The sequence below is a fragment of the Phycicoccus sp. Soil802 genome, from assembly GCF_001429605.1.
Classification (GTDB): domain Bacteria; phylum Actinomycetota; class Actinomycetes; order Actinomycetales; family Dermatophilaceae; genus Pedococcus.
Genome location: NZ_LMSS01000002.1, coordinates 55,148 through 80,659 on the forward strand (window position 1 = coordinate 55,148; position 25,512 = coordinate 80,659).

The 25,512-nt window shown below is 72.3% G+C and carries 21 protein-coding genes and 1 tRNA gene; 13 read left to right on the forward strand and 9 right to left on the reverse strand.

The annotated features are described in order from the left end of the window. Positions 1 to 34 precede the first annotated feature (34 nt). Both ASG91_RS03770 and ASG91_RS03775 read left to right on the forward strand, forming a co-directional pair. The gene (locus ASG91_RS03770; protein ID WP_056921312.1) at positions 35 to 2,278 is read left to right on the forward strand and encodes an MMPL family transporter; all 2,244 of its coding nucleotides are present in this window, start codon (positions 35 to 37) and stop codon (positions 2,276 to 2,278) included. A 52-nt stretch (positions 2,279 to 2,330) separates the two neighbouring features. Then, the gene (locus ASG91_RS03775; protein WP_056921313.1) at positions 2,331 to 3,056 is read left to right on the forward strand and encodes a hemerythrin domain-containing protein; all 726 of its coding nucleotides are present in this window, start codon (positions 2,331 to 2,333) and stop codon (positions 3,054 to 3,056) included. 19 nt (positions 3,057 to 3,075) lie between these two features. Here the strand turns inward: ASG91_RS03775 and ASG91_RS03780 are convergent, their stop codons facing one another. The 3 genes from ASG91_RS03780 to ASG91_RS03790 all read right to left on the reverse strand — a co-directional run bounded on the left by ASG91_RS03780 (position 3,076) and on the right by ASG91_RS03790 (position 8,798). Next, a complete protein-coding gene (locus ASG91_RS03780) occupies positions 3,076 to 6,420 on the reverse strand; it encodes an AfsR/SARP family transcriptional regulator (protein ID WP_157605998.1) in 3,345 nt (1,114 codons plus the stop codon). Between the two features lie 133 nt (positions 6,421 to 6,553). Continuing rightward, complete coding sequence (locus tag ASG91_RS03785; protein WP_056921315.1) at positions 6,554 to 7,984, reverse strand: FAD-binding oxidoreductase; 1,431 nt, start codon at positions 7,982 to 7,984, stop codon at positions 6,554 to 6,556. A gap of 115 nt (positions 7,985 to 8,099) precedes the next feature. Beyond that, positions 8,100 to 8,798: a hypothetical protein gene (locus ASG91_RS03790; protein ID WP_056921316.1), complete on the reverse strand. Its 699-nt coding sequence runs from the start codon at positions 8,796 to 8,798 to the stop codon at positions 8,100 to 8,102. A 371-nt stretch (positions 8,799 to 9,169) separates the two neighbouring features. Between ASG91_RS03790 and ASG91_RS03795 the strand changes: the two genes are divergently transcribed. Further along, on the forward strand, positions 9,170 to 9,676 hold the full coding sequence (locus ASG91_RS03795; protein ID WP_056921317.1) for a hypothetical protein: 507 nt from the start codon (positions 9,170 to 9,172) through the stop codon (positions 9,674 to 9,676). On the opposite strand, the gene ASG91_RS03800 is transcribed toward ASG91_RS03795, so the two are convergent. Next, entirely contained in the window at positions 9,660 to 10,019 is a 360-nt protein-coding gene (locus ASG91_RS03800) for an MmcQ/YjbR family DNA-binding protein (protein ID WP_056921318.1), read from the reverse strand. The genes ASG91_RS03795 and ASG91_RS03800 overlap by 17 nt on opposite strands. A 58-nt stretch (positions 10,020 to 10,077) precedes the next feature. Then, positions 10,078 to 12,183 carry an NAD(+) synthase gene (locus ASG91_RS03805; RefSeq protein WP_056921319.1) on the reverse strand — a complete coding sequence of 702 codons (2,106 nt, stop codon included), beginning with the start codon at positions 12,181 to 12,183 and terminating at the stop codon, positions 10,078 to 10,080. A 49-nt stretch (positions 12,184 to 12,232) separates the two neighbouring features. On the opposite strand from ASG91_RS03805, the gene ASG91_RS03810 reads away from it, so the two are divergent. After that, positions 12,233 to 12,550, forward strand: a complete 318-nt coding sequence (locus tag ASG91_RS03810; RefSeq protein ID WP_056921320.1) for a hypothetical protein — start codon at positions 12,233 to 12,235, stop codon at positions 12,548 to 12,550. A gap of 168 nt (positions 12,551 to 12,718) precedes the next feature. Beyond that, positions 12,719 to 13,111, forward strand: a complete 393-nt coding sequence (locus ASG91_RS03815) for a cyclic nucleotide-binding domain-containing protein (RefSeq protein WP_056921321.1) — start codon at positions 12,719 to 12,721, stop codon at positions 13,109 to 13,111. Between the two features lie 141 nt (positions 13,112 to 13,252). On the opposite strand, the gene ASG91_RS03820 is transcribed toward ASG91_RS03815, so the two are convergent. Continuing rightward, positions 13,253 to 14,188 (reverse strand): alpha/beta hydrolase, encoded by a 936-nt coding sequence (locus ASG91_RS03820; protein WP_056921322.1) that lies wholly within the window; start codon positions 14,186 to 14,188, stop codon positions 13,253 to 13,255. 9 nt (positions 14,189 to 14,197) lie between these two features. Continuing rightward, positions 14,198 to 14,968, reverse strand: coding sequence for an MOSC domain-containing protein (locus ASG91_RS03825; RefSeq protein ID WP_157606001.1), 771 nt, complete (start codon positions 14,966 to 14,968; stop codon positions 14,198 to 14,200). A gap of 113 nt (positions 14,969 to 15,081) precedes the next feature. On the opposite strand from ASG91_RS03825, the gene ASG91_RS03830 reads away from it, so the two are divergent. Further along, on the forward strand, positions 15,082 to 15,633 hold the full coding sequence (locus ASG91_RS03830; protein ID WP_056921324.1) for a dihydrofolate reductase family protein: 552 nt from the start codon (positions 15,082 to 15,084) through the stop codon (positions 15,631 to 15,633). A gap of 14 nt (positions 15,634 to 15,647) precedes the next feature. On the opposite strand, the gene ASG91_RS03835 is transcribed toward ASG91_RS03830, so the two are convergent. Both ASG91_RS03835 and ASG91_RS03840 read right to left on the reverse strand, forming a co-directional pair. Beyond that, complete coding sequence (locus ASG91_RS03835) at positions 15,648 to 16,415, reverse strand: hypothetical protein (protein WP_056921325.1); 768 nt, start codon at positions 16,413 to 16,415, stop codon at positions 15,648 to 15,650. Between the two features lie 173 nt (positions 16,416 to 16,588). After that, positions 16,589 to 16,671 (reverse strand) — tRNA-Leu (locus ASG91_RS03840). Positions 16,672 to 16,846: 175 nt separating this feature from the next. Here ASG91_RS03840 and ASG91_RS03845 point away from each other — a divergent pair. From ASG91_RS03845 to pknB, 7 genes are read left to right on the forward strand one after another with little or no spacing between them, the layout of a single operon-like run. Beyond that, positions 16,847 to 17,695, forward strand: a complete 849-nt coding sequence (locus tag ASG91_RS03845) for a DUF3662 and FHA domain-containing protein (RefSeq protein ID WP_056921326.1) — start codon at positions 16,847 to 16,849, stop codon at positions 17,693 to 17,695. Between the two features lie 9 nt (positions 17,696 to 17,704). Further along, positions 17,705 to 18,202, forward strand: coding sequence for an FHA domain-containing protein (locus tag ASG91_RS03850; RefSeq protein ID WP_056921327.1), 498 nt, complete (start codon positions 17,705 to 17,707; stop codon positions 18,200 to 18,202). Positions 18,203 to 18,214: 12 nt separating this feature from the next. Continuing rightward, a complete protein-coding gene (locus tag ASG91_RS03855) occupies positions 18,215 to 19,549 on the forward strand; it encodes a PP2C family serine/threonine-protein phosphatase (RefSeq protein WP_056921328.1) in 1,335 nt (444 codons plus the stop codon). Then, positions 19,546 to 20,922, forward strand: a complete 1,377-nt coding sequence (locus ASG91_RS03860; RefSeq protein WP_056921329.1) for an FtsW/RodA/SpoVE family cell cycle protein — start codon at positions 19,546 to 19,548, stop codon at positions 20,920 to 20,922. Before ASG91_RS03855 ends, ASG91_RS03860 begins: the two co-directional genes overlap by 4 nt. Continuing rightward, positions 20,919 to 22,376, forward strand: a complete 1,458-nt coding sequence (locus ASG91_RS03865) for a penicillin-binding protein 2 (RefSeq protein WP_056921330.1) — start codon at positions 20,919 to 20,921, stop codon at positions 22,374 to 22,376. The genes ASG91_RS03860 and ASG91_RS03865 overlap by 4 nt, the downstream gene beginning before the upstream one ends. Beyond that, positions 22,373 to 23,650: a serine/threonine-protein kinase gene (locus ASG91_RS03870; protein ID WP_157606004.1), complete on the forward strand. Its 1,278-nt coding sequence runs from the start codon at positions 22,373 to 22,375 to the stop codon at positions 23,648 to 23,650. The genes ASG91_RS03865 and ASG91_RS03870 overlap by 4 nt, the downstream gene beginning before the upstream one ends. Then, positions 23,647 to 25,494 (forward strand): Stk1 family PASTA domain-containing Ser/Thr kinase, encoded by a 1,848-nt coding sequence (gene pknB / locus ASG91_RS03875; RefSeq protein ID WP_056921331.1) that lies wholly within the window; start codon positions 23,647 to 23,649, stop codon positions 25,492 to 25,494. The genes ASG91_RS03870 and pknB overlap by 4 nt, the downstream gene beginning before the upstream one ends. The last annotated feature ends 18 nt before the right edge of the window (positions 25,495 to 25,512 follow it).

Sequence of the window (25,512 nt, forward strand, 5' to 3'; positions counted from 1 at the left end):
ACCAGTTCACCTCCGCACCACTCGAAGGACCACCATGCCTGCCCTGCTCAGCCGGCCCACGCTGCGGACCGCAGCCCCCCGCCGACCCCTCCTCTACCGCCTCGGCCACGGTGCCGCCGCCCACCCGTGGCGCACCCTCGGTGCCTGGGTGGTCCTCGCCCTCGTCGTCGTCGGCCTCGCGGCCACGATCGGCGGCACCCCGCAGGACGACTACAACGTCCCCGGCGCGCGCTCCCAGGTCGGCATCGACCAGCTGCGCGCCCACCTGCCCGGCGCCGGCAACACCGCCGCCCGCGTCGTCGTGCACGACCGCAGCGGCGGACGACCCAGCGACGCCTCGCTCGCGCAGCTGTCGAGCCGGCTGCAGGCCATGCCCCACGTCGTCCAGGTCTTCCCGGCCGAGCGGTCGGCCGACGGCGACACCGCGGTCGTCAACGTCAGCTACGACGCCCCCGTCACGGACCCCGACCTGATGGGCAACCTCGACCCGATCGAGGCTGCCGTCGCCCCGCTGCGGGCCACCGGTGTCCAGGTCGAGCTGGGCGGCGAGCTGCCCGAGAGCGCGGCCGCCCCGATGGAGGGTCGCGGGGAGATCATCGGCATCGTCGCCGCCCTGGTCATCCTGGTCTTCGCGTTCGGGTCCGTGGTCAGCGCCGGCCTGCCGATCGGCACCGCGCTGGTCGGGCTCGGCGTCGGCAGCGCAGGCATCACCCTGCTCGCCGCCGCCACCGACGTCAGCACCGCCGCCCCGATGGTCGCGACCATGGTCGGGCTCGGCGTGGGCATCGACTACGCGCTGCTGTTGGTCACCCGGCACGCCGAGTACCTCGCCCAGGGGTTCAGCGTCTCCGAGTCGGCCGGTCGCGCTGCCGCGACGGCAGGACGCTCGGTCGTCTTCGCGGCCAGCACCGTGCTGGTCTCGCTGATGGGGCTGCGCCTCGCGGGCCTGCCGGTCTACAGCTCGTTCGGCTTCTCGACCGGCATCGCGGTGCTGAGCGTGATGGCCGCCTCGCTGACCCTGGTGCCGGTGCTGTGCCGGTTCGCCGGTCGCCGTCTCCTGCCCCGCGCAGTCCGTCGGGCCGGCCGTGGCGCAGGCCGTCGCTCCGCCGCTGGCGACGTCGTCGCCAAGCCGCTGCGTATGCCGCTCACGGCCCGGTGGGCGGTCAAGGTCGCCAAGCGTCCGCTCCTGTGGGCGGTGTCGGCCGCGATCGTGATGCTCACCCTGGCGGTGCCGGCGCTCGACATGCGCACCTGGCCGCAGGACCCGAGCAGCCAGTCCACCGAGCTCACCACGCGGCGGGCCTACGACCTGGTCAGCGCCGAGTTCGGCGCCGGCAGCAACGGTCCCCTCACGGTGGTGGTCGACCGCGCCCGGCTCGACGAGTCGGCCGTGGCAGGCCTGGCTCGCGACCTCGGGGCGCGCCCCGACATCGTGGCCGTCACCCCGGCCGTCACGTCGCCGGACTCGGCGATCACCGTGTTCGACGCGATCCCGGCCTTCGGGCCCACCGACGAGCGCACCGCCGGCCTGGTCCGCGCAGTGCGGGCCCAGCTGCCCGCCGGGGCCGAGCTCACCGGTGGCACGGCCTTCTTCGCCGACATCGCCGAGATGCTCGCCGGCCGGCTGTGGATCGTCATCGCCTTCGTGGTGGCCGTCTCGGTGCTGCTGCTGGCCATGGTGTTCCGGTCGGTCGTGATCCCGGTCAAGGCCGCGGTCATGAACCTGCTGAGCATCGGCGCGGCCTACGGCGTCCTCACCGCGGTCTTCCAGTGGGGTTGGGCCACCGACCTGCTCGGCCTCGACCACCCGCTGGCCGTGTCGAGCTGGGTGCCGATCCTGATGTTCGCCATCCTGTTCGGCCTGTCCATGGACTACGAGGTGTTCCTCCTGTCCCGCATCCGCGAGGACTGGGCGCGCACCGGCGACTCGCACGGCAGCGTCGTGCGGGGGCTGTCGGCCACCGGCCGGGTGATCTCGAGTGCGGCGGCGATCATGGTCGCGGTCTTCCTCGGGTTCGCCAGCGAGGTCGACGTCGTGGTCAAGCAGCTCGGCGTCGGCATGGCCGTCGCGATCCTGCTCGACGCCACCGTCGTCCGCATGGTCCTGGTCCCGGCCACCATGTCCCTGCTCGGCGACTGGAACTGGTGGGTGCCGCGCTGGCTCGACCGCGTCCTCCCGCACGTCCGTGCCGAGGTGGAGGACGACGACGTCGAGCTGTGGGACGAGGAGCTGCGCGACGACGAGCTCCGCGACCACGAGACCGTCGGCACGCACTGACGCCACGGCATACCTGGCACCTGAAACCCATTGACCTGAAAGGCAACTCACCATGACCACGACGACCACGACGCTCTGGCCGGAGCAGCTCACCTTCCCCGGCCAGACCGCGGCCCACCCGGGGCCGGTCGACATGACGATGATGTACGTGATGCACCACGGCTTCCGCCGCGACCTGGCGGCCTTCGCCGCGGCGGCCAGCGCCACCCCGACCGAGGCCCGCAGCACCTGGCGCGCCCTGGCGGCCCGGTGGGAGCTGTTCGCGGAGGTGCTGCACCACCACCACTCGGGCGAGGACGCCGGGCTCTGGCCGACGCTCCTCGACCGGGCCGACGAGGCGGAGCGCCGGGTCCTCGAGGCGATGGAGGCCGAGCACGCCGAGATCGACCCGATCCTGACGGCGTGTGCCGCCGGGTTCGAGCGGCTCGCGCACCACGCCGACGAGGACGCCCGGGCCGCGCTGGCGGTGCGGCTGTGTGCCGCACGGGAGAGCCTCGGCCGCCACCTGCGGCACGAGGAGACCGAGGCGATCGCCGTCATCCAGCGGGTGATGACGAACGAGGAGTGGGAGCAGGTCGAGGAGGAGCACTTCCGCAAGGACGTGGCCTTCGCGCAGGTCCTCGCGCTGGTGCCGTGGGCCGCCCACGACGTCCCCGGACCGTTGCGCCGACAGGTGTTCGCGAAGACCGGCCGGCCCAACCACATCCTGTGGCTGCTCACCCGCCGCGGCTTCGAGCGGCGCGAGGCGCTCGCCTTCCGCTACCTCGACCGCGACTGATCCCCGTTCTGCGGGTGGGTCAGAAGGAGTGGCGGGTCCGCTCACCGCGCAGCCACTGCGCGGCGAGCGGGATCTGCCACTGCTCGCACAGCTCGAGCGCGCGGTCGGCGTGCGTGCCGGCCAGCTCACGCTCGCCGACCGCCGCCGCCGCGAGCGCGAGGAACGCGTCGACCGGACCCATGGCGATGCCCGAACCCGCCGTGCACGAGTGCCCGGCGAACGGAGCCAGCCGGTCGTAGGCGGCGGAGGCCAGCGCGTGGTCGTCCAGCCCGAGGGCCGCCTCGGCCGCGGCACACCAGTTGAGCATCGAGAACCAGTCGTCGTCCGCCACGCTGATCGGGTGCGACGCGGCATACGCCGTGGCCCTGTCCACCTCCCCGGCCCGCAGCCAGAACACCACCATGGTCGAGGTCACGGGGAGCACGCTGTGCTGGGCGAACTGCTCGAGGATCGGGGCCACCTCGGCCGAGCGGCCCTGCCACAGCCGCAGCGACATCAGCGCGCCGGCGGTCGCGTCCTCGGTCTGGCCCAGGGTCATCTCCTGGTCGAGCCGCACGATGTCGGCCATCCGTCGCTCGCAGTCGTCGAACCGCCCGGCCATCGCGAGCCACGGCAGCTCCAGGCTGTCGAGGACGATCAGGCCGTAGGGCAGTCGCAACCGCTTGGCCCAGTCGCGGGCCACGACGGCGTGCTCCCACATCTCCTCGACGAGGCCCAGCTCACCGGCCACGACCGCCCGCAGCGTCGTGGTGACCACATAGGCGCGCTCGTCGCCGAGGCGGTGCGCCAGCTCCATCCCCTCGCTCACGAGGTCCCGCCGCAGCTCCGCGGTCGCGCTGCGCCACAGGGCGACGTAGGCGAGCTGGCAGGCGTCGAGCAGGAGCGCCTCGTCGCCGATCCGCCGGGCCATCGCGATGCCCTCCTCCACCAGCGCGCTGCGCTCCTCGACGGTGGAGCCGTAGTAGATCTCGAGCGCCAGCGCGAGCATCGCCCGGCACCGCAGCGCGCCATCGGTGGTCGGCAGACCCTGCAGGACCCGGCGCAGGGCACCGACCACGACCTCGTTGACCGACCCGTGCGGCCCGGACTGCCAGAGCGCCCCGACCGAGGTCGCGGTGGCGGCCCGGCCGAGGAGCACGACGTCACCGATCTCGTCGGCGACGGCGATGGCCTGCTCGGCGGTGCCGACCAGCCCCTCCCAGTCACCCGACCACCGCTGCGCGTCCGCGAGGTCCATCAGCACGTCGTAGCGCTCACCGAGGGTGGCGTCAGGGTCACCCGGCAGCGCGTCGAGGGCTGAGCGCAGCAGGTCGGCCGACTCCTCGTAGGCGTGCAGCCGCCGCGCCACGGTCGCGGCCCGCACGCAGGCCAGCCAGGCCCGGGCGGCGTGCGCCGGACCGGCGGACAGCCAGTGCCGCGCCACCTCGTGCTCGCGGCCCGCGATGCCCGACAGTGCCTCCGCGACGCGGGCGTGCGCCCTGGCCCGGCGGGTGGTGGGGATCGCCGCGTAGATGGTGTCGCGCACGAGGGCGTGACCGAAGAGGAACCGGTCGATGCCGTCGTCCCGCACCAGGCCTGCCTCGAGCGCCGGGTCGAGGTGGTCGAGCAGGTCGTCCTCGTCGAGGCGCGAGACCGCGGCCAGCGTGGCGAGGTCGAACTGCCGCCCGACCAGCGCGGCCCACCGCAGAGTCGAGACCGCCTCCTCCGGGAGCCGCTGCAGGCGCCGCGCGAGGACGTCGTGGACCGCCGCCGGTGGGTGCGCCTCGGCGACCAGCGCCGACAGGTCGCCACCCTCGCGGGCCAGCCTGGCGTACTCGACCAGGAAGAACGGGTTGCCGTCGGTGCGCTGCCGCAGGGCTCGCGCCTCGCCGTCGGACGGGGTCGACTCGCTGACCGCCTCCACCACCCGCGACGCGTCGTCGGCACTGAGGCCCTGCAGGTCGAGGCGCACGGCGTGCCTGCGGGCGAAGGTCTCCACCGCGTCGAGCAGCGCGTCGGTGGGTTCGGGGTGGCTGCGCCAGGTGCCGAGCACCAGCAGCCGGCCCTGCTGCACGGTCTCGCCGAGCAGTCGCAGCACCCGCAACGACGCGACGTCGGCCCAGTGCAGGTCGTCGAGCAGCACGACGATCGTGCGCTCCGACGCCGCCTCGGCCACCGCGCCCGCGATCGCCTCCCAGGTCCGGAACCGGCCACCGCCGTCCTCGTCGCCCTCGGTCTCCTCCGGCAGGTCGCGACCGAGCGCGCGCAACACCTGCTGCCACGGCCACAGCGGTGGGGCTCCGTCGTCCTGCGAGCACCGACCCAGCAGCACCGTGGCGCCGCGCTCGCCGGCCACCTTGGCCAGCTCGCCGGCCAACCGGCTCTTGCCGATGCCCGGCTCGCCGACCAGCGCCGCCAGGGCGACCGACCCCGACTCGGCCTGCTCGAGGGCGCCGACGAGGTCGGCCAGCTGGTCTTCGCGCCCGACGAGCGGCCAGGGCGGCAGGGTCGGGACGAACGACTGGATGCGGGCCGTGGTCGTCGCGCGGGACGGCTGCGGGGCAGGGGAGGAGGTCCCGGGCTGCCAGTCCAGGGTGGGGTCCTGGCGCAGCACGGCCGACTGGAGGTCGCGCAGCTCCTGACCGGGTTCGAGGCCGAGCTCGTCGGCGAGGACGTCGCGCACCTCGCGCAGCGCGTCGAGGGCCTCGGCCTGGCGGCCGGCCCGGGTGAGCGCCAGGGCTCGCAGCCCCCACAACCGCTCGCGCAACGGGTATGCCGTGGTGAGCGACTCGAGCTCGCCCGCCACGGTCGCGTGCTGCCCGAGCTCGAGCGACGCGACCGCGCGGTCCTCCAGGGCGACGACGCGCAGCTCCTCCAGCCTGGCGCGCTCGGCGACCGCGGAGGGGGCGTCCTCCAGCTCGAGGTAAGGCGTGCCCCGCCAGAGCGACAGCGCCTCGTCCAGCTCGGCGACGACCGCCGTGAGCTCCTCGGTCGAGAGGCCGCTCGGCTGGTGGAGCGCGGCCAGCTGGCCGATGCGGCGGTGCGCCCGGCTGACCGCCCGGTCGAAGCGCGCCGCGTCGAGGGCGTCGTCCCCGACCCGCAGGGCGTACCCCGGCGCGACCGTCACGAGCACGTTCGACGGGGCGCGAGCGGCCCGGTCCGGCTCGAGGGAGCGGCGCAACCCCGCGACGTACGCCTGCAGGGTGCCGCTCACCCCGGGTGGCGCACCGTCGGGCCACAGCAGGTCGACGAGGGCGTCGACCGAGACCGGCCGCCCGTGGTTCATGGCGAGGGCAGCGACCAGGGCACGCTGCTTGCGCGTGCCCAGGTCGACGGGGCCGTCGCCCAGGGACGCCTGCACGGCACCGAGGACACCCACTCTCACCCGCCCGAGAGTACGCGCGAGCGGTCACTTCCCACTCGTGCTTTCGGGCGAGACCGGGGTTGCGGTCCAGCACGCGGCCGAGCCGGTATGCCGCGTGGTCACCACGCGGCATACCGGCCCCCCTCAGGACGTGTCAGTCGGTGACCCGGCCGTGCTCCACGAGCCGCGGGATGCGGTGGTTGCCCACGAACAGTCCGTGCGGGTCGACCGCAGAGCGAATTCCCTTGAGCTGCAACCACGCCCGCTCGTCGTAGGCGGTGCGCGGGTCGACGGCGCTCTCGGCGAAGTTGAGGTAGCTGCGACCATTGGCCCACGGGGACAGCACCTTGGTGAGGCGGTGCGCGTCGTGCTCACCTTGCGCTGCCATCTCGGGCGTGAGGGCCATCGCGCCGGCGAAGGTGACGAACGCGGCGTCGAGCTTCTTCAGTGCGCCGCCACCCTCGTGCTCCCGACCCAGGGCCCCACCGAGCTGCCGCAGCTCGGCCATCAGCAACGACGACGACGAGCCCGGCCCGACCTCGGACAGGAACGCGTCGACCGCCTCGTCGGGCATCCCGCCGAGCATCGCGGAATCGGACACCACGGGCGTGGGTCCTTCGGGGTCCATGTGCAGCCGCACGAGTGAGCGCGCAGGCACCCGCCCGAAGGTGTCGATCTCCGGTGACAGGGCGCGCAGGTCGGCGATGGCCGCTGCGCCTGCCTCGTCCGAGCCGAGGACCGCCCCGTCGATCACGACGACCGACCGGCCACGGAGCAGCTCGGGGATGTCCGGGATCGGGGGCAGGTTGAGGACCCGGAACGACGTGGTGACGTCGTCGGGTGCACCGGGAGCCCACTGGGCCCAGCGCCGCAGCACCGGCTCCGCGACCTCGCGGTCCCAGATGAGCATGCCGGCGTAGGCCGTTTCGATGGCGTAGAGCCGGAACTCGAGGGCCGTGACGACGCCGAAGCTGCCGCCACCGCCGCGCAGCGCCCAGAACAGCTCGGCGTTGCGGTGGGCGTCAGCGCGCAGGTGCTCGCCGTCGGCGGTGACGAGCTCGACCGCGGTGAGGCTGTTGGTGGCCAGGCCGAGGCGCCGGGCGTACCAGCCGATGCCTCCGCCGAGGGAGTAGCCGGCGATGCCGACGTCGGGGGAGCTCCCGTGCAGCGCGGCCAGGCCGTGGTCACCGGCGGGCTCGGTCGCGTGCATCCACAGCGCACCGCCCTCCACGCGGGCGATCCGGCGCACCGGGTCGATGGTGACGCCGGTCATCGCCGAGGTGCGCAGCACGACGACGTCGTCGAGACCCTGCGCGACGAGAGGGCCGGCGTTGTGCCCGGTGCTCTGCGGGGCGATCCGCAGGTCCGCCGCGGCGGCCGCACGGACCACCTCCTGCACCTGGGCGACGGTCCGCGGCTGGGCCACGGCGGCCGGGCGCTGGTCGAGGGCGGCGTTCCACGGGAGGCGCGCTGCGTCGTACCCCGGGTCGCCGGGAAGGTGGACCCCACCGTCGCAGAGGCCGCGCAGGGCTTCGGCGCGCCGCTGGTCAGGTCGCAGGCTGGTGGGGGTGGTCTGGCTGGTCATGGGTGACTCCTTGTTCCGCTTCAGTTGGTGTGCGGAACACGGTGCAGCCACCCGCTTGGGCACCACTTGGTGCCGACTTGGGGTCAGTCGCACCCGAGTTGTTGCGTCGCGGTGGTCACCGACCCGCGGAAACCGCCCGCACCTGCCCACCAGAGGGCAACACGGGGGTGGAGGCTTCGTGCTGCGGGCGCCCGACGCGACCGGCGACATCGGCCACGACCTCCTCGAGGAGGTGGACGAGCCGGTCCGCGACGTCGGGGACGCAGGCCACGGCGATGCCCTCCACGGCATACGCGACGGTGTGCGGGGCGGTCTGGCGGCGGTAGGTGCGCTCGCTGACGACCGCACCGCGGGCATAGCGCTCGGCCCAGGCGTGCGCCTCCGGGACCGCCGCGAACGCCGCACCACACAGGTCGTCGACGAGGTCGCGGACGCCGGGCCGCCCCGCCGCGAGCCGCTGGGCGGTCAGCAGGCCGACCGCGAGCACGCTCTGGCGGGTGGCCGGGGCCACCGGGAGAGCCGCCGCGGCGGCGCGGGTGGCGATCGCGAGGTCGAGGTCGAGGTCCGACCCGGTCAGCCCCACGACGTCGGGGATCAGCATGACCAGCCGCCCCCGGTCGGCGTCACCCAGCGAGTCGTTGACCAGCCGGGCCAGCGACGCGAGCAGGGGGTGGGTGCAGGCCGGGTGGTCGCTCCAGCGCTCGCCGGCGAGGAAGGAGGCCAGCTCCATGAAGCAGGCACCCTTGCGCGGGTTGCGGTGCCGTCCCGCGGACAGCACGGGCACCAGCTCTGGCAGGGTCGTCACGCGGCTCATGGCACCTCCCGGCGGGGCAGTCAGGGCCATTGCTCGTCGCGGCAGCGGCCCTGGTTCCACTATGCGCCGGGCGCCCGGCTGGCGCCACCCCTGCCCCACCCTGCCTTCCCTATCTCATCGGCCGACCCGGCCTCAGTGCTTCGGTCTAGTCCAACCGTCCAGAAATCGGGGCACGCTGCCGGGCGTCGTGCTGGACAGCCGCGCCCAAACCACGCCATCCGCAGGGTTCTTCTCGTACCCGTGGTGGAGATCGTCTGCCCCCCACTGTCGGATGTGACGGGGGTCCGGCGGCCCCACGATGGTGGCTACCGGGAGGACGTCGCCGCAGATGCCTCCCGGACCACCATCTGGCTCGTGCAAGGGGAACCGCCATGACGGTCATCGAACGGCTCTACGACAACGCGTGGTACGTCGCGAACGCCTCACCCGGCGCCCGTGACCTGCTCGCTGCCGACGTCACCCGCGCCTGGATGGAGCGGGAGGCGGCTCGGGAGGACGCGGAACGTGCCCGCAGCGTCGCGAGCCTGTCCCCGGCGCGCTCGGCACTCGCCCTCTCGCTGGGCAACTCGCGGCAGGCCGGCTACGACCGGGCGCGGTCCCGGGCCGCCGAGGCCGCCCGGTGCACCGACATCGTGCTCGGCCACGCGTTCAGCGTGAAGCGCGACCTGCACTCGTCGGGCGCGATGGCGGTCGAGATCTCCTCCTGCACCCTCCTGCGGCGCGCGTCGCTGACCGCCGCCGGCCGGGGCGAGCACTGGTCCGGCCTGTTCCACGACCCGCAGAACCGGCACGTCGGCTCGTTCTCGACGACGCTCGGCACGGACCCGTGGGACGCCTTCCACCAGGCCTGCGAGTGGATCGTCACCGGTCAGCTCTGAGCCCAGCGAAGTAGGGCGCGGACACTGACTTGGGCACGACCATGGCCCACGCGTCGAGGACCAGCTCCGGCAGCCGGTCGAGGTCGATCGCGTCGGCCCAGGCCTCGACCCACTGGTAGCGCAGGTCGACCTGCCCGGGCAGGAAGAACACGTCGGGCTCCGACTCGACCAGGGCCGCCCGCTCCTCACGCGGGAAGGCGAAGCCCAGCTCCGTCTCGTCGCGCGAGAAGGCGAGCCACACGATGCTGCCCACCCGCCACTTCACGCGGTCGCGGACCACCACCTCGTAGGCGCGCGGGAGCGGCGTCGCGATGCGGCGCACGTCCTCCACGGTGACTGCCACCCCACCACTGTCGCATCGGGCGCCGACACCACCGTCATGCAGGAGCACTAGGCCGGATTCAGTCCTCCGGGACGTTCGACCGCAGCTCGTCCAGCCACACGCGCCCGGTGACGTCGGACGGCATACGCCAGTCGCCGCGAGGTGAGAGTGACCCTCCCGCAACGACTTTCGGGCCGTTGGGCAGCGCGGAGCGCTTGAACTGGTTGCTGAAGAAGCGCTGCAGGAAGACTTCCATCCACCGCCGGATGGTGGCGAGGTCGTATGCCGTGCGACGGCTCTCGGGGTAGCCCGCCGGCCAGTCGCCCACCTCGACGTCGGACCACGCGTGGAGGGCGAGGAAGGCGATCTTGCTGGGTCGGTAGCCACGTCGCAGCACGTGGTAGAGCGTGAAGTCCTGCAGCGCGTAGGGGCCGACGGAGTCCTCGGTGGACTGGATCTTCTCACCCGCCCTGGCCGGCACCAGCTCGGGGCTGATCTCCTGGTCGAGGATCTCGGTGAGGGTGCCGTTGACCGCACCCTCGAACTGCGCGCTGCTGACGACCCAGCGGATCAGGTGCTGCATCAACGTCTTCGGGACGCCGCTGTTGACGCCGTAGTGCGACATCTGGTCACCCACGCCGTAGGTGCACCACCCGAGCGCGAGCTCCGAGAGGTCGCCGGTGCCGAGCACGATGCCGCCGCGCTGGTTGGCCGCCCGGAAGAGGTAGTCGGTGCGCAGCCCGGCCTGGACGTTCTCGAAGGTGACGTCGTAGACCTCCTCGCCACGGCCGAACGGGTGCCCGAGGTCGGTGAGCAGCTGGGTCGCCGCGGGCCGGATGTCGAGCTCCTCCCAGGTGATCCCGAGCGACTCCATGAGGTGGACGGCGTTGCTCTTGGTCCCCTCGGTGGTGGCGAACCCCGGCATGGTGAAGCCGACGATGTCGGTGCGCGGGCGGCCGAGCCGGTCCATCGCCTTGGCCGCGACGATCAGCGCGTGCGTCGAGTCGAGCCCACCACTCACCCCGATGACGACCTTGGGCTGCCAGGTGTCGGTGGCGATGGCGCGCAGCCGCTGCTCGAGACCGGAGACCTGGATGTTGTAGGCCTCGTAGCAGTCCAGTGCGAGCCGGGCCTCGTCGTCGGGCACGAACGGGAACCGGTCGACCTTGCGCCGCAACCCGATGTCGCCGGTCGGCGGCTGGAGCGTGAACCCGAGGGTGCGGAAGTCCGCGCCGTCGCTGGCGTCGATGCGCTCGGCCCGACGGTTGTCATCGAAGGACCCCTGCCGGATCCGCTCCTGGCGCAGCCGGTCGAGGTCGACGTCGACGACCGTCGACCGCGGCCCGTCCGGGAACCGCTCGCTCTCGCCGAGCAGGTCGCCGAGCTCGTAGACCATCGTCATGCCGTCCCACGACAGGTCGGTGGTCGACTCACCCGCTGACGCGGCGGCATACAGGTAGGCGGCGTTGCACCGCGCGCTCGCGGAACGCGCGAGCAGGTGGCGGTCCTCGGCGCGACCGACGGTGATCGGTGAGGCCGACAGGTTGAGCAGCACCGTGGCGCCCGCGAGCGCGGCCTTCGCGCTCGGCGGCACGGGGACCCACATGTCCTCGCAGATCTCGACGTGGACGGCCAGCCCCGGGACGTCGTCGGCGTCGAAGACCAGGTCGGGGCCGAACGGCAGGTCGCCGTCCTCGTCGGCGCCCGGCCAGTGCGGCGCGTGGAACCAGTCGGTGCGGCTGTCGTCGCCGGCCGCGAAGTGCCGCTTCTCGTAGAACTCGCGGTAGTTGGGGAGGTTGGACTTCGGGACGACGCCGAGCACCTCGCCACGGTGGATCACGACGGCGCAGTTGAACAGCCGGTTGCCGTGCCGGAGCGGGGCACCCACGACCACGACGGGCAGGAGTGACTTCGTGGCCGCGGCGACGGTCAGGACGGCCCGGTCCACCTCGTCGAGCAGCACGTCCTGGAGCAGCAGGTCGTCGATGGCGTAGCCCGACAGGCTCAGCTCGGGGAACAACGCCACGGCCACGCCGTCCTCGTGCAGCCCCCGCACCTGCTCGACGATCGTCTCGGCGTTGCGCGCGGGATCGCCGGCGGCCACCGGGACCGTGCACGCGGCGACGCGGGCGAAGCCGTGGCGGTAGGCCGACGCGAAGTTCGAGGGTGCAGCCCCGGTGTCCATGGTTCCGAGTCTGTCAGAGAAGGCGCGACCGCCAGGACGGATCGCTACGGTGCGGGCGCTCGACATCTACTCGGACAAGGACCCGGCGGACGTGACCGCGGACGCGATCGGCGACCTCCTGCCGTTCGAGGTCCCGTACTGGGCCGGCGAGCACGCCGAGGTCGACGACTACCCGCATCCGTTCCACCCGTTGGAGCTGGGCGAGGCCGCGATGGCGTGGATGTTCGGCAGCTCTGGCGAGGGCGCCCCCGGCGATGCGGTCCAGCGCGAGCTCGGCGAGCTGCTCGACCCGTTCGAGGTGCCGATGCACGGGTTCCGGATCGGCGAGCCGGCACGGAAGGGACTGCTCAGCCGCCTCTTCAGCTGAGAACCGGCCAATTGCCCGGTTCTCGGCGCGCAGAGTCCCCCTGTGCGGCCCACAACCGGGCAATTGGCCGGTTTCCTCGGGCCAGCGGCCTGCGTTCGGTGGTGGTTGACGGGATCACGCGCGGGGTTCATCGTGTGGCGAGGGGGTCACCGGGTTCAGGGAGGCGTCATGGATGCTGAGGAGCTTGCCTCGATACCGCTTCTGGCCGACCTGACCCCGGAGCAGCGGGCGATGGTCGCGGAGAAGCTGAACGAGCGCGAGGTCGACGTCGGCACCGTGCTCGCGCGCGAGGGCGACTACGCATACAGCCTGTTCTTCGTCGTCGACGGCCTGGCCGCCGCGGCCCACGAGACCAGGCTGCTGACCACGCTGCGCCCGGGCGACTGGTTCGGGGAGATCGGGGTGCTGACCCACAGCACCCGGTCGGCGAACGTCGTCGCCCTCAGCAGGATGCGGCTGCTGACCCTGATGGCCTGGGACTTCTCCGACCTGATGCACGAGCTCCCGGCGCTCGGGACCCGGATCCGCGAGCGGGCGATGGAACGGCTCGAGCGCGACTGACCGCTCGCCCACGAGGACGGAGCCGCGCCAGAGTCTCTCGACATGGTCGGGGCCACAACAACTTTCGGCCAACTGCCCGAAACCGTGGCTCAGATCGCGCGGCGATGCCCTGGAAGCGGGCGATTGGCCGATTTCTGCGGCTCAGCCCTGGGTGGGAAGGTGCGCGTCGAGCCACTCGACGACGGAGTCCATGACCTCGTCGCGGTTGGTCTCGTTCAGCATCTCGTGGCGACCCTCCGGCCAGAGCCGGAGCGTGACGTCACCGACCCCGAGGCGGCGCAGCTGGTCGGCCACGGCCGTCGGGCCCTTGCCCTTGTCGCCGACCGGGTCCTGTGCGCCGGAGAAGACGAAGACCGGCAGCGTCTTGGGCACCCGGCTGACCGAGGCGTCGGAGTTGATGGTGCCGAGCCCACCCAGCAGGTCGGCGAAGAAGCCGCTGGTGAAGACGTTGCCGCAGCGCTCGTCCGCGACGTACTTGTCGACCTCGGCCTCGTCCCGGGAGAGCCAGTCGAACTTCGTGCGGTTCGGCTTGAACGCCGCGCCGTACTGGCCGAAGGTCAGCTGGTCCATCAGGCCACTGGGGTGTCGCCGGCCGCGGAGCCGCGCCTGGGCGGTCGCGAGCGCCAGTCCCACCTTGCCGAGCGCACCGGGGTCGCCGGCCGTGCCGGACAGGACGAGGCCGTCGAGGTCGCCGCCGAACCGGGTCGCGTAGGACCGGCTCAGGAACGAGCCCATGCTGTGGCCGAAGAGGAAGAACGGCAGACCCGGGTTCTCCTCGCGGGCGTGGTCGCTCACGAGGTGCAGGTCCTCGACGACGGTGTCGAAGCCGTGGTCGTCGGCGAAGTAGCCGGCGTCTGCAGCGGTGCGCGCCGTGGCACCGTGGCCGCGATGGTCACCGGCGTACACGGCATACCCGGCAGCGGTGAGCCGCTCGGCGAACCGGGCGTAGCGGTCGGAGTGCTCGGCCATGCCGTGCGCGACCTGGACCACGGCCTTCGGGGGGCCGTCGGGAAGCCACCGGTTCACGTGCAGCTGGGTGCCGTCGGGGGTGGCCAGGGAGAAGCTGCTGGACTGCATGCGCTGACCCTAGTGCGACGGGTTCTCCGGCGTCGCCGGGTCGCCCATCTCCACTCGCCCGGGCTGCACGACGCGGGCATCCACGCCGAAGGTGAGCAGGCCCTCGTGGCGGTCCAGGTGGGCGAGCACCGGGACGTCCCGGCGGCCGGTGGCCGGGTCGACGTCCACGACGGCGCAGCGGTCGATGCGGCGGGCCACCTCGATCGTGGCCGTCCCCACCCGCAGCCGGGTGCCCGGCTCCGGGTCCTGCTCGGCGTCGAGCGTGATCGTGGCCCGGAACCGCTCGTCCAGTGCGATCGGTGCCGTGAGTCCCACACTCGTCATCCGCTCCGAGAGCCGGTCGAGCTCGCCGGTGGTGACGACCGAGACCGCGCCCGCCCAGACGACCTCGCCGGGCTGGGTGGCAGCCACCCGCACCGGACGACCGAGGTATGCCGCGAGCGCGGCGGTGTGCGGGCCGTCCAGGAGTCGGGCGGTGGCGGGTCGACCCCAGTAGTCAACAGTGAGCGGTGCCTCGTCGGTCGCCTTGAGTGGGCCGACGACCTCTCGACCGTCGGGCCAGCGCAGGCGCAGCTCGCCGCCGTCGCCGGTGGTGGCCTCGACGCAGGTGAGCGTCGGGTGCTCGACGGTGCGCAGCACCCGCGCGGACTGCGGGTCGACCAGGCAGAAGGCGCGGTCGCCCACCGGTCCGTCGGCCGCCAGGGTCACGGCGTCGCGGGCGAGGTGCCGGGTGCCCTTCACCGCGGCGAACCCCAGCCTGCGGACCCGGGCGCTCGTCATGGCGACCACGGTAGAGCCGTCCTCGCGCGATGACTTCCCGGGGCTGGCAGGGTCTGCATCGACACCACCACCCGGAACCCTGCACCGGATCGCCCACCCAGGAAGGCCGCACCATGGCACGCAAGGTCACCGCCCACCAGTTCAACTCGGTCAACGGCGTCGTCGAGTCGCCGAACGAGTGGCAGTTCGACGCGTTCGGCCCCGAGGAGGGGCAGCTGATGGGTGCGGCGATCGGGGGCATCACGGACGTCGTCATCGGCCGCAAGCTGTGGCAGGAGTGGTCGGAGTTCTGGCCCGCAGCGGGGGAGGGCGACTTCTTCGCGGGGTTCATCAACCCGGTCCGCAAGCACGTAGTCACCTCGACGCTGTCCGGTGACCTCGGCTGGAACAGCACCGTCGTCGACGGTGACCCGGTGGCCTACGTGTCGGCCCTCAAGGAGGGAGAAGGAGAAGGCGGGATCAGCGTGGTCGGCGGCATCGACACGATCCGCTCGCTCTTCCTCGCCGGGGTGATCGACGAGCTCACCCTCACGACGCACCCCGTGGTCGGGGTCGGCCGGCGGCTGTTCGACGAGTCGGTGCCGGTCACCCGGCTCGAGCTGGTCCGCAGCCAGTCCACCCCAGCCGGCAACGCCGTCCTGACCTACGCCCTGAAGCAGGACTGACGGCGGGGAATTCCTCAGTCGGCCGGACGGAAACCGGCGCGCTGGGCGGCGTCGGCGTCGGTGAACCACACGTCTGGCTCCGCCTCGTCGTAGTGGTCGTGCTCCTCGGTGACGAAGGTCTTGGTGTCCTCCCAGGCCTTGACCGGGTGGCCCAGCGGCATGGCGCCGTCGTGGAGGGTGGCCGCCGAACCCACGCTGTAGCCGCCGTCCCTGACCTCGTCGAGATCGGAGACGCGGCGACCCCCCGCGGCGGATGACCCGTCGCCGTCGCCACTGTCCGTCTTGTCGGACGCACCGGTCGGCTCGCCTCCCTCGGAGACGAGGTTGCCCTCGTCGTCGAAGACCTGCGGCCCACCGGCCTCGTCCGCGGTCCAGTCCCCGGGCTGGCGGAACTCCTCACCGGCAGCGACGTCGTGGTTGGCCGGGTCGTGCTCGGCCGCGAACTCCTCGGCCGACTTCTGCCGGTCATCCTCCGACTTCTCATCCGACTTCTCGTCCGGGCCGTCGTCCGACGCCCGTTCGGTAACCCGTTCGGTGTCCTTGTCAGGCGAGGTGGAGCTGGACGGCGTCGGGGCGGTCGGCGGTGCTGCCTCGCTGTCATCCGCATCGGAGGCGGTGTCGGCCTCCGTGTCCTCGGCCTCCGTGTCCTCGGCCTCGGTGGCGTCGGTCTTCTCGGTGGTCTCGGGTTCCACGGCCTCAGCGGTCTTCGTGGCCTCGACGGCTTCGGCCTCGTCGGGTCCGGTTGCGGCAGTAGAGCTGGCCGGCTCAGGCGTCGTGCTCATGGCGTCCTCCTTGACGAGTGCGGCGGAAGGCTCCGCTGTCGTCAGGCTATGCCCGAAAGGCGTCACTCGCAGTCCGGCGCAAGTCCCTGACCTGCAGGTTTTCCGTCAACGACGGCCTCCACGCAGGAGAGAAGGCCCCCAACCGGTGTGGTTGGGGGCCTTCACTGTCAGGGTGCGCGAGGGGGGATTTGAACCCCCACGCCCTTTCGGACACTGCGACCTGAACGCAGCGCGTCTGCCGTTCCGCCACTCGCGCGTGGGACCGGCCAATTGTGGCGGACACCCCCCGGATTCACCAAACCGGCTCCTTGGGGGGTTTCTCCCGGCGCGCGTGAGCGACCAGCCCAGACCAGCCGGTTACGATCGTGGACCAGACCGGACCGGCCGATGTCCGACTGGCGTCCCGGGCAACACGTGAGGAGGTGGCACCGATGGGTCTGTTCGACCGCGTCGAGCAGCGTCTCGAGCGTGCCGTCAACGGTGCCTTCGCACGCGCCTTCAAGTCCGAGGTGCAGCCCGTGGAGATCGCCTCCGCGATCCGCCGCGCCATGGACGACCGTGCCGCCGTCCTCGGCCAGGGCCGCACGATCGTGCCCAACCTGTTCACCGTGGAGCTCTCCGACACCGACTACGACCGCCTCGGCGGCTACGACGAGGAGCTCGAGGTCGAGCTGATCGCCGCCGCCCAGGAGCACGCCGAGTCGCAGCGCTACCAGCCCGGCGGACCGCTCCAGGTCACCTTCGCCAGCGCCAACGACCTCGAGACCGGCGTCTTCCGGCTGCGCACCTCCACGGCCCGCCGCCCCGGCACCAGCCCCGGCCGGGGTGAGGAGGGGTATGCCGCCGCGCCGGCTCCCAGCCCCGTCGCACCGGCGCCGGCCGCGCCGGCCCCGAGCCCGCGGCATACCGACGACGACGGGCTGGAGGCGACGCAGCGCCAGGCCCCGGTCGCACCCCCGGCCCAGCCGCGGCGGGTCAACCCGGCCGACCGGCCGTGGCTCGACGTCGACGGCGAGCGCTACCCGCTGATGGGCGCCATGACGGTGCTCGGTCGCGACGACAGCGCCGACATCATCCTCGACGACCCCGGGATCTCCAGGCGGCACAGCGAGATCCGGGTGACCAACGACGGCCCGCACCTGGTCGCGAGCATCCGCGACATGGGGTCGACCAACGGCACGTTCGTCAACAGCGAGCGGATCACCAGTCAGCGCCTGTCCGACGGGGACCGGATCACGGTGGGGCGCACCTCCGTCATCTACCGCGCCGGGCGGCGGTGATCCCCACGCATGAGTGAACTCACCCTCACGATCATCCGCCTCGGGCTCCTCGTCCTCCTGTGGATCTTCGTCTTCAGCGTCGTCGGCGTGCTCCGGGGCGACCTCTACGGCACCCGGGTCGTGAGCCGCACCGCCCGCAAGCCCGCGCCCGCCGCCCGTCGGGGCGACGGCCAGGGGGCACCCCAGAAACGCCCGAAGCGGCAGCCGCACTCGACTGCTCCCCGCACCCTGGTCGTCACCGGCGGCGCACTGACCGGCACCAGCCTGCCGTTGCGCGAGGCCGGCACCGTCATCGGCCGCAACCCCGAGTGCGCGCTGGTCCTGGACGACGACTTCGCCAGCGGTCGGCACGCGCGGATCTTCCACCGTGACAACGCGTGGTTCGTCGAGGACCTCGGCTCCACCAACGGCACCTTCGTCGGCACCGAGCGCCTCACCGGACCGGTGCGCGTCGAGGCCGGCAGCACCCTGCGGATCGGCAAGACCGTCATCGAGCTCAGGCGATAGGCAGCGACGACGATGCCCTTCGCCTTCCACTACGCCGCGCGCTCCGACGTCGGCATGGTCCGTTCGGAGAACCAGGACTCCGGCTATGCCGGGCCGCGTCTCCTCGCGATGGCCGACGGCATGGGCGGCCACGCCGGGGGTGACATCGCGTCGTCCACCGTCATCGGCGCCCTGGTCGACCTCGACGGCGAGGCGCTGGGCAGCAAGGAAGCGAGCACCGCTCTCCTGCAACGGATCTCGGCAGCCAACGACGAGCTCGCGGAGATGGCGAAGGCCGAGCCGCGCCTGCAGGGGATGGGCACGACGCTGATCGCCATCCTGCGCTCCCAGAACAAGCTGGTGCTGGCCCACATCGGCGACTCCCGCGCCTTCCTCGCCCGCGACGGCAAGCTGACCCAGATCACCAAGGACCACTCGTTCGTCCAGAGCCTCGTCGACGAGGGCCGGATCACCGAGGACGAGGCGATCGGCCACCCGCAGCGCTCCCTCGTGACCCGCGTCCTCACCGGCCAGCAGGACGACGAGCCCGACGTGATGGTCCGCGAGGCCCGCATCGGCGACCGCTACCTGATCGCCTCCGACGGCCTCACCGACTACGTCGCGGGCGACACCATCGCCGAGATGGTCCTGGCCGGGCAGCCGCCGGGCGCCACCGCCGACCGCCTGGTCGACCTCGCGCTGAAGGCCGGCGCACCCGACAACGTCACCATCGTCATCGGCGACGTCGTCGACCTCACCAAGGTCGCCGCCCCGCCAACCCAGCCCCAGATCGTCGGCGCCGCGGCCACCCGCACCAGGGGCACCCGGCCGATCCCGGTCACGCCGGCTGCCAAGGCGGCCGCCCTGTCGCGCGAAGCCTCCGGTGAGGAGGACGTCGAGGACGTCACCCTCGCCGAGGAGGGCCCGGCCTCGGGGCCGGGACGCTGGCTGCGCCTGATCGCCGTGCTGCTGGTCGTGCTCATCGTCGTCGGCGGGGGGGCGTATGCCGCGTACACCTGGTCGCAGCGCCAGTACTTCGTCGGCGCGCACGACGGCAACGTCGCCATCTACCAGGGGGTGACGCAGGACGTCGGCCCGATCGGCCTCTCCCACGTGAAGTCCGAGTCCGACGTCCGCGTGGCCGACCTCCCCGACTTCTACCGGACCAAGGTCGAGGACCGGGTGTCGACCGACACCCTCCAGGACGCCGAGGCACTGGTGAGCCAGCTGCGCACCGAGGCCCTGCGCTGTGCGGCCAGTCCCAGCACGTGTGACGACTCCGGCACCGGCAGCACGCCGACCACGCCGTCGACCACCACCAGTCCGACCACGACGACGTCGTCACCGTCGTCCACGACCACGCGATGACGACGGTCTCCAGCGTCGCCCCCCGCACCCGCCGCAACGTCGAGCTGGTCCTGTTGCTGCTCGCCGTCGCGATCGTGGTGCTCGCCTACGTCAACGTCGGCCTCTCCGTCTCCGGGGCCTTCCCCCCGGGACTGGTCACGCACGGCACCGGGCTCCTGGCCATCTCGCTCGCCTTCCACCTGCTGCTGCGCTGGAAGGCCGCCTACGCCGACCCGCTGCTGCTGCCGATCGTCACGCTGCTCAACGGCCTCGGCCTGGTGATGATCCACCGGCTCGACATCGCCGAGGGCCGAGACATCACCGAGGGACTCGCCCTGCGCCAGCTGACCTGGAGCGCCCTGGCCGTGGCGATCGCGGCCGTGGTCCTGTGGTTCCTGCGCGACCACCGGATGCTGCGCCGCTACACGTTCACCGCCGCGGTCGTCGGTTTCGGCCTGCTCATCCTCCCGCTGCTCCCGGGGATCGGGCGCACCGTCAACGGCTCACGCATCTGGATCGGCCTGGGGCCGTTCACCTTCCAGCCGGGTGAGGTCGCCAAGATCGTGCTGGCGGTGTTCTTCGCGGGCTACCTCGTGCAGACCCGCGACGCCCTGTCGCTGGCCGGTCGCAAGGTCCTCGGGTTCACCTTCCCGCGCGGGCGCGACCTCGGCCCGATCATCGTCGCCTGGGTGCTCAGCCTCCTCGTGCTCGTCTTCGAGAAGGACCTCGGCTCCTCGCTCCTGCTCTTCGGTCTGTTCGTCTCGATGCTCTACGTCGCCACCGAGCGCACCTCGTGGATCGCGATCGGCATGACGTTGTTCTGCGCCGGCGCCTACGTCGCCTACCTCGCCTTCGGCCACGTGCAGGCGCGGGTGCACCTGTGGCTCGACCCGTTCGCGCCCGACCAGTCCGACCAGGTCGCCAAGGGCCTGATGGGTATGGCGGCCGGTGGCCTCCTCGGCACCGGCCTCGGTCGCGGGCGTCCCGACCTGACCTACTTCGCCGAGTCCGACTTCATCTTCCCGAGCTTCGGCGAGGAGCTGGGGCTGGTCGGCCTGTTCGCGCTGCTGGTCCTCTACGTGCTCCTCGTCGAGCGCGGCCTGCGGACCGCCCTCGGGGTGCGCGACGGTTTCGGCAAGCTGCTCGCCAGTGGCCTGGCCTTCTCGGTGGCCCTGCAGTGCTTCGTCGTCGTCGGCGGCGTCACCCGTGTGATCCCCCTGACCGGGCTGACCATGCCGTTCCTCTCCTACGGAGGCTCCTCCCTGCTGGCCAACTGGTCCCTCGTCGCCCTGCTGCTGCGCATCAGCGACGTCGCCCGCCGACCCGTCGAGGAGGTCCGGACCGGCCCCAGCCCGTCGGGTGAGGCCAAGACCGAAGTGGTGGCGATCCGGTGAACTCCCCGATCCGCCGCCTGTCCACCGTCGTGGCCATGCTGTTCACCGCGCTGCTCATCTCCACGACCTACATCCAGTTCGTGCAGGCCAAGTCGCTCCAGGACCGCCCGGAGAACCGGCGCACCCTGCTGGCCAACTACGCCCGCGAGCGCGGCCAGATCCTCGTCGGTGGCAAGCCGGTCGCGAAGTCGACGGCCACTGACGACGAGCTGAAGTGGCTGCGCACCTACCCGCAGGGTGAGCTCTACTCGCACCTCACCGGCTACTACTCGTTCACCTACGGCGCCGGTGGCGGCATCGAGGGGGCCGAGAACGACCTGCTGTCCGGCTCGTCGGACAAGCTCTTCTACCGCCGGGTCTCCGACATCCTCACCGGGAAGGAACAGACCGGGGCGAGCATCGAGCTCACCATCAACGCCAAGGCGCAGGCCGCGGCCGACAAGGCACTGGGCAACCAGCGCGGCGCGGTCGTCGCCATCGACCCCACCACCGGTGAGATCCTCGCGCTGGTCAGCCACCCGGCATACGACCCGGCCTCGCTGAGCAGCCACGACACCGACAAGGTCGTCGCAGCCTGGAAGCGGCTGAACGCGGACTCGACGCAGCCGATGGTGGACCGGGCCATCGCCGGCAACCTCTACCCACCGGGCTCGACCTTCAAGGTCGTCACGGCCGCGGCCGCGCTGGAGTCCGGGAAGTACACCGAGGAGAGCGTGATCCCCGGGCCGGCCGTGCTCGACCTGCCCCAGACCGACGACGACCTGCCGAACGACTTCCGCGGCTCGTGCGGCGCCAACAACAAGACGACGCTGACCCACGCGCTGGAGATCTCCTGCAACACCGCCTTCGGCTGGCTGGGCATGCAGGTCGGCGCCGACGACTTCCGGGCCCAGGCGGCCAAGTTCGGGATGGGCGACCGGCTGCAGATCCCGATGTCGGTCACGCCCAGCTCGGTGCCCGCCGAGCTCGACCAGCCGCAGCTGGCCCAGTCGGCGATCGGCCAGTACGACGTGCGGGTCACACCCCTCCAGGTCGCGATGATCTCGGCCGCCATCGCCAACAACGGCGTCGTCATGCGCCCCCACCTGGTCAAGAAGGTGACGTCGTCCGACCTCGAGGTCATCGACGAGCCCCAGCCCGAGCAGCTCTCGCAGGCCGTGTCCGCCGACACCGCCGCGGCGCTGACCCGGATGATGGAGGCGGTCGTCAAGAGCGGCACCGGCCGGGCGGCCCAGATCAGCGGGATCGACGTGGCCGGCAAGACCGGGACCGCCCAGCACGCCAAGGGCAAGCCCCCGCACGCCTGGTTCACCGGCTTCGCGCCGTCGAACGACCCCAAGGTCGCGGTCGCGGTCGTCGTCGAGGACGGCGGCAACGCGGGCAACGAGGCCGCCGGTGGCCGGGTCGCCGCGCCGATCGCCAAGGCCGTCATGGAAGCGGTGCTGGGCCGATGACCTACGCACCGCAGGACCTCATCGCCGACCGCTACCGGCTGGTCGAGCGGATCGCGGCCGGTGGCATGGGCGAGGTGTGGCGGGCCCACGACGAGACCCTCGACCGCGCCGTCGCCGTCAAGGTCCTGCTGCCGGACAGCGCCCAGGACGAGGGCTTCGTCGAGCGCTTCCGCGCCGAGGCACGGCTCAGCAGCCAGCTCTCGCACCCCAACGTCGGCACGGTCCACGACTTCGGCGAGCACGACGGGCAGGCCTTCCTCGTCATGGAGCTGATGACCGGTGTGCCGCTCTCGACCCTCATCGCCGAGCGCGCCCCGATGCCGCAGGCCGAGGTCACCGAGATCCTCCACCAGACCGCCCTGGCCCTGCAGGCCGCCCACGACGCGGGCGTGGTCCACCGCGACGTCAAGCCGGCCAACATCGTCGTGGACCCTCAGGGCTACGCCAAGCTGACCGACTTCGGCATCGCGCGCGCCCTCGGCGAGGCCTCGCTGACCCAGACCGGTGAGGTCCTGGGCACGCCCCACTACCTCGCCCCCGAGCAGGCCAAGGGCGCGCAGGCCGGTCCCCTGAGCGACGTCTATGCGCTGGCAGTCGTCGGCTACGAGATGCTGACCGGGGAGCGACCGTTCTCCGGTGAGTCCATGGTGGCCACCGCCCTCGCCCACGTGAGCCAACCCGCTCCGCAGCTCTCCGAGGACATCGAGGATCCCCTGCGCACGACCGTGATGGCGGGACTGGCCAAGAACCCGGCGCAGCGCCCCCAGAGCGCGGCCGAGTTCGCCGAGGCCCTGCGGCTCCCCGCGGGCGAGGCGCCGGAGCACCTGCGGGCCGGTGCGGCTGCGGCGGTCACCCCGACGATCGTGGGGACCCCGCTCGACCTGGCCCCCGACCAGCCCCTGCCGACGTCGGTGATCCCCACCTCGGCGCCACTCGGCGTCGCGGTCGCGGTCGCCACGTCGGTCGACGACACCACGGAGCACGACACCGGGGAGCACGACACCCGGCGTCCGGCCTGGCTGCTCCCCGTCGCCGCCGCGGCGGTGGTCCTCGTGGTCGTGGTCGCGGCGATCGCCCTGGGAGGTGGGGGGTCAGCGCGCACGCCGGCCGAGACGCAGCAGACGAGCACGCCGCTGGTCGCGACCACCACGCCACCGACGACGCCGTCCGCCACCAGGACGGCCACGGCGTCGCGCACCACCACAGCCACGGTTTCACCCAAGCCCTCGCCCGGAAAGGGCGACGGCAAGGGCAAGGGGGGAAGGAAGAAGTGAGCGCACCACGTCTGCTCGGGGGACGCTACGAGGTCGGGGAGCTCCTCGGCCGGGGCGGGATGGCCGAGGTGCACCTCGGCCACGACACCCGGCTCTCGCGACCCGTGGCGATCAAGATGCTGCGGTCCGACCTGGCCCGCGACACCCAGTTCCTCAACCGGTTCCGCCGCGAGGCACAGTCGGCGGCCGGCCTCAACCACGCCTCGATCGTCGCGGTCTACGACTCGGGCGAGGACCACGCGATCGAGACCGGGGGCGCCTCGGTCCCGGTGCCCTACATCGTCATGGAGTTCGTCGAGGGTCGGACCCTGCGCGAGCTGCTCAACGCCAGCTCGCCCCTCGACCCGGCCGAGGCCGCCCGGATCACCGAGGGTGTGCTCGACGCCCTGGCCTACAGCCACCGCATGGGGATCGTGCACCGCGACATCAAGCCGGCCAACGTCATGATCGGGCCCCAGGGCCAGATCAAGGTGATGGACTTCGGCATCGCCCGGGCGGTCGCCGACGCGAACGCCACGATGACGCAGACGCAGGCCGTCATCGGCACCGCCCAGTACCTCTCCCCGGAGCAGGCCCAGGGCCACCACGTCGACGCCCGCTCGGACCTGTACTCCACCGGCTGCCTCCTCTTCGAGCTGCTCACCGGCCGTCCACCGTTCCAGGCCGACTCGCCGGTCGCCATCGCCTACCAGCACGTCGGGCAGCCGCCGCCGCGACCCTCCACCCTCAACCCGGCGGTCGACCCCGCGCTCGACGCGGTCGTCCTGCACTCGCTGGCCAAGGACCGCGAGGCCCGCTACCAGGACGCCACCGCGTTCCGCGCCGACCTCCAGGCCGCCCGGCTCGGGCGCCCGATCAGCGACGCCGCGCGCGGCACTGCCGGGAGCGCCGCCGACGCCACCGTCGCGATCGCCACCCCCGTGGGAGCCGCCGCGACGACGGTGTTCGCGCCGACCGGTGGGTACGACGACCCGCCGGAGCCGGTGGGCTCCAACACCGCCAGCCTGCCCGCCATCGGCCACGATCCCGACGACGAGCCGCGCAAGCGGCGCGGGCTGGCCTACTTCCTGCTCGTGCTCGCCGTCCTCGGCGCGCTCGTGTTGTTGGGTGTCGCCGGCAAGGCCCTGCTCGACCGGCCGCCGACGGATGCACCGAAGGTGGCCGTGCCGGCTGTCATCGACCTGCCGCAGGCTGCGGCCGAGGCCAAGATCAGGGCCGTCGGGCTGGTGCCCGAGGCGACCCAGGTCGCCAGCTCCAAGGACATCGGGGTGGTGGTCGACCAGAACCCCGGCGCCGACGAGATGGTCGCCGACGGCAGCAAGGTGGGCATCAGCGTCTCCGCCGGACCGGACACGGTCGAGCTGCCCGACCTCAAGGGGTTCACCCAGGACGAGGCCACTGCGCGGCTCGCAGCGCTCGACCTCAAGGTCGGCGCGGTCAAACAGGTCGACGACACCGGGCTGGACAAGGGCAAGGTGTTCACGACCTCGCCGGCCGCCGGCGAGGAGGTCCCGGTCGGCTCGGCCATCAACCTCAACGTGTCGTCCGGCAAGGTGACCGTGCCCGACGTCGTGGGCAAGACCCGCAACGAGGCCGCCGACATCCTCGGTGAGCTCGGGCTCAGCGTGAAGACGACCTACGTCGACAGCACGGAGGCCGAGAACTCGGTGCTCAAGCAGAGCATCAAGGCCAAGACGAAGGTCGAGGACGGGTCGACGATCACCCTCACCATCGCCCAGCCGCCCCCGCCGGTGCAGACCCCGACGACTCCGCCGACGACGGCCACCACCGAGCCGACCACGCCACCGACGACGTCCACCACGGTGCCCACCATCACGCCGTAGCCCCCGACCGCAAAACGG

What these genes read in the sequence shown, in the direction of transcription:
- ASG91_RS03790 (WP_056921316.1), bottom strand. Translation starts at nt 8,798, where the DNA reads ATGAGCCGCGTGACGACCCTGCCAGAGCTGGTGCCCGTGCTGTCCGCG.
- ASG91_RS03830 (WP_056921324.1), top strand. Translation starts at nt 15,082, where the DNA reads ATGGCACGCAAGGTCACCGCCCACCAGTTCAACTCGGTCAACGGCGTC.
- ASG91_RS03835 (WP_056921325.1), bottom strand. Translation starts at nt 16,415, where the DNA reads ATGAGCACGACGCCTGAGCCGGCCAGCTCTACTGCCGCAACCGGACCC.
- ASG91_RS03825 (WP_157606001.1), bottom strand. Translation starts at nt 14,968, where the DNA reads ATGACGAGCGCCCGGGTCCGCAGGCTGGGGTTCGCCGCGGTGAAGGGC.
- ASG91_RS03845 (WP_056921326.1), top strand. Translation starts at nt 16,847, where the DNA reads ATGGGTCTGTTCGACCGCGTCGAGCAGCGTCTCGAGCGTGCCGTCAAC.
- ASG91_RS03855 (WP_056921328.1), top strand. Translation starts at nt 18,215, where the DNA reads ATGCCCTTCGCCTTCCACTACGCCGCGCGCTCCGACGTCGGCATGGTC.
- ASG91_RS03860 (WP_056921329.1), top strand. Translation starts at nt 19,546, where the DNA reads ATGACGACGGTCTCCAGCGTCGCCCCCCGCACCCGCCGCAACGTCGAG.
- ASG91_RS03770 (WP_056921312.1), top strand. Translation starts at nt 35, where the DNA reads ATGCCTGCCCTGCTCAGCCGGCCCACGCTGCGGACCGCAGCCCCCCGC.
- ASG91_RS03785 (WP_056921315.1), bottom strand. Translation starts at nt 7,984, where the DNA reads ATGACCAGCCAGACCACCCCCACCAGCCTGCGACCTGACCAGCGGCGC.
- ASG91_RS03805 (WP_056921319.1), bottom strand. Translation starts at nt 12,183, where the DNA reads ATGGACACCGGGGCTGCACCCTCGAACTTCGCGTCGGCCTACCGCCAC.
- ASG91_RS03815 (WP_056921321.1), top strand. Translation starts at nt 12,719, where the DNA reads ATGGATGCTGAGGAGCTTGCCTCGATACCGCTTCTGGCCGACCTGACC.
- ASG91_RS03775 (WP_056921313.1), top strand. Translation starts at nt 2,331, where the DNA reads ATGACCACGACGACCACGACGCTCTGGCCGGAGCAGCTCACCTTCCCC.
- ASG91_RS03850 (WP_056921327.1), top strand. Translation starts at nt 17,705, where the DNA reads ATGAGTGAACTCACCCTCACGATCATCCGCCTCGGGCTCCTCGTCCTC.
- ASG91_RS03870 (WP_157606004.1), top strand. Translation starts at nt 22,373, where the DNA reads ATGACCTACGCACCGCAGGACCTCATCGCCGACCGCTACCGGCTGGTC.
- ASG91_RS03820 (WP_056921322.1), bottom strand. Translation starts at nt 14,188, where the DNA reads ATGCAGTCCAGCAGCTTCTCCCTGGCCACCCCCGACGGCACCCAGCTG.
- ASG91_RS03795 (WP_056921317.1), top strand. Translation starts at nt 9,170, where the DNA reads ATGACGGTCATCGAACGGCTCTACGACAACGCGTGGTACGTCGCGAAC.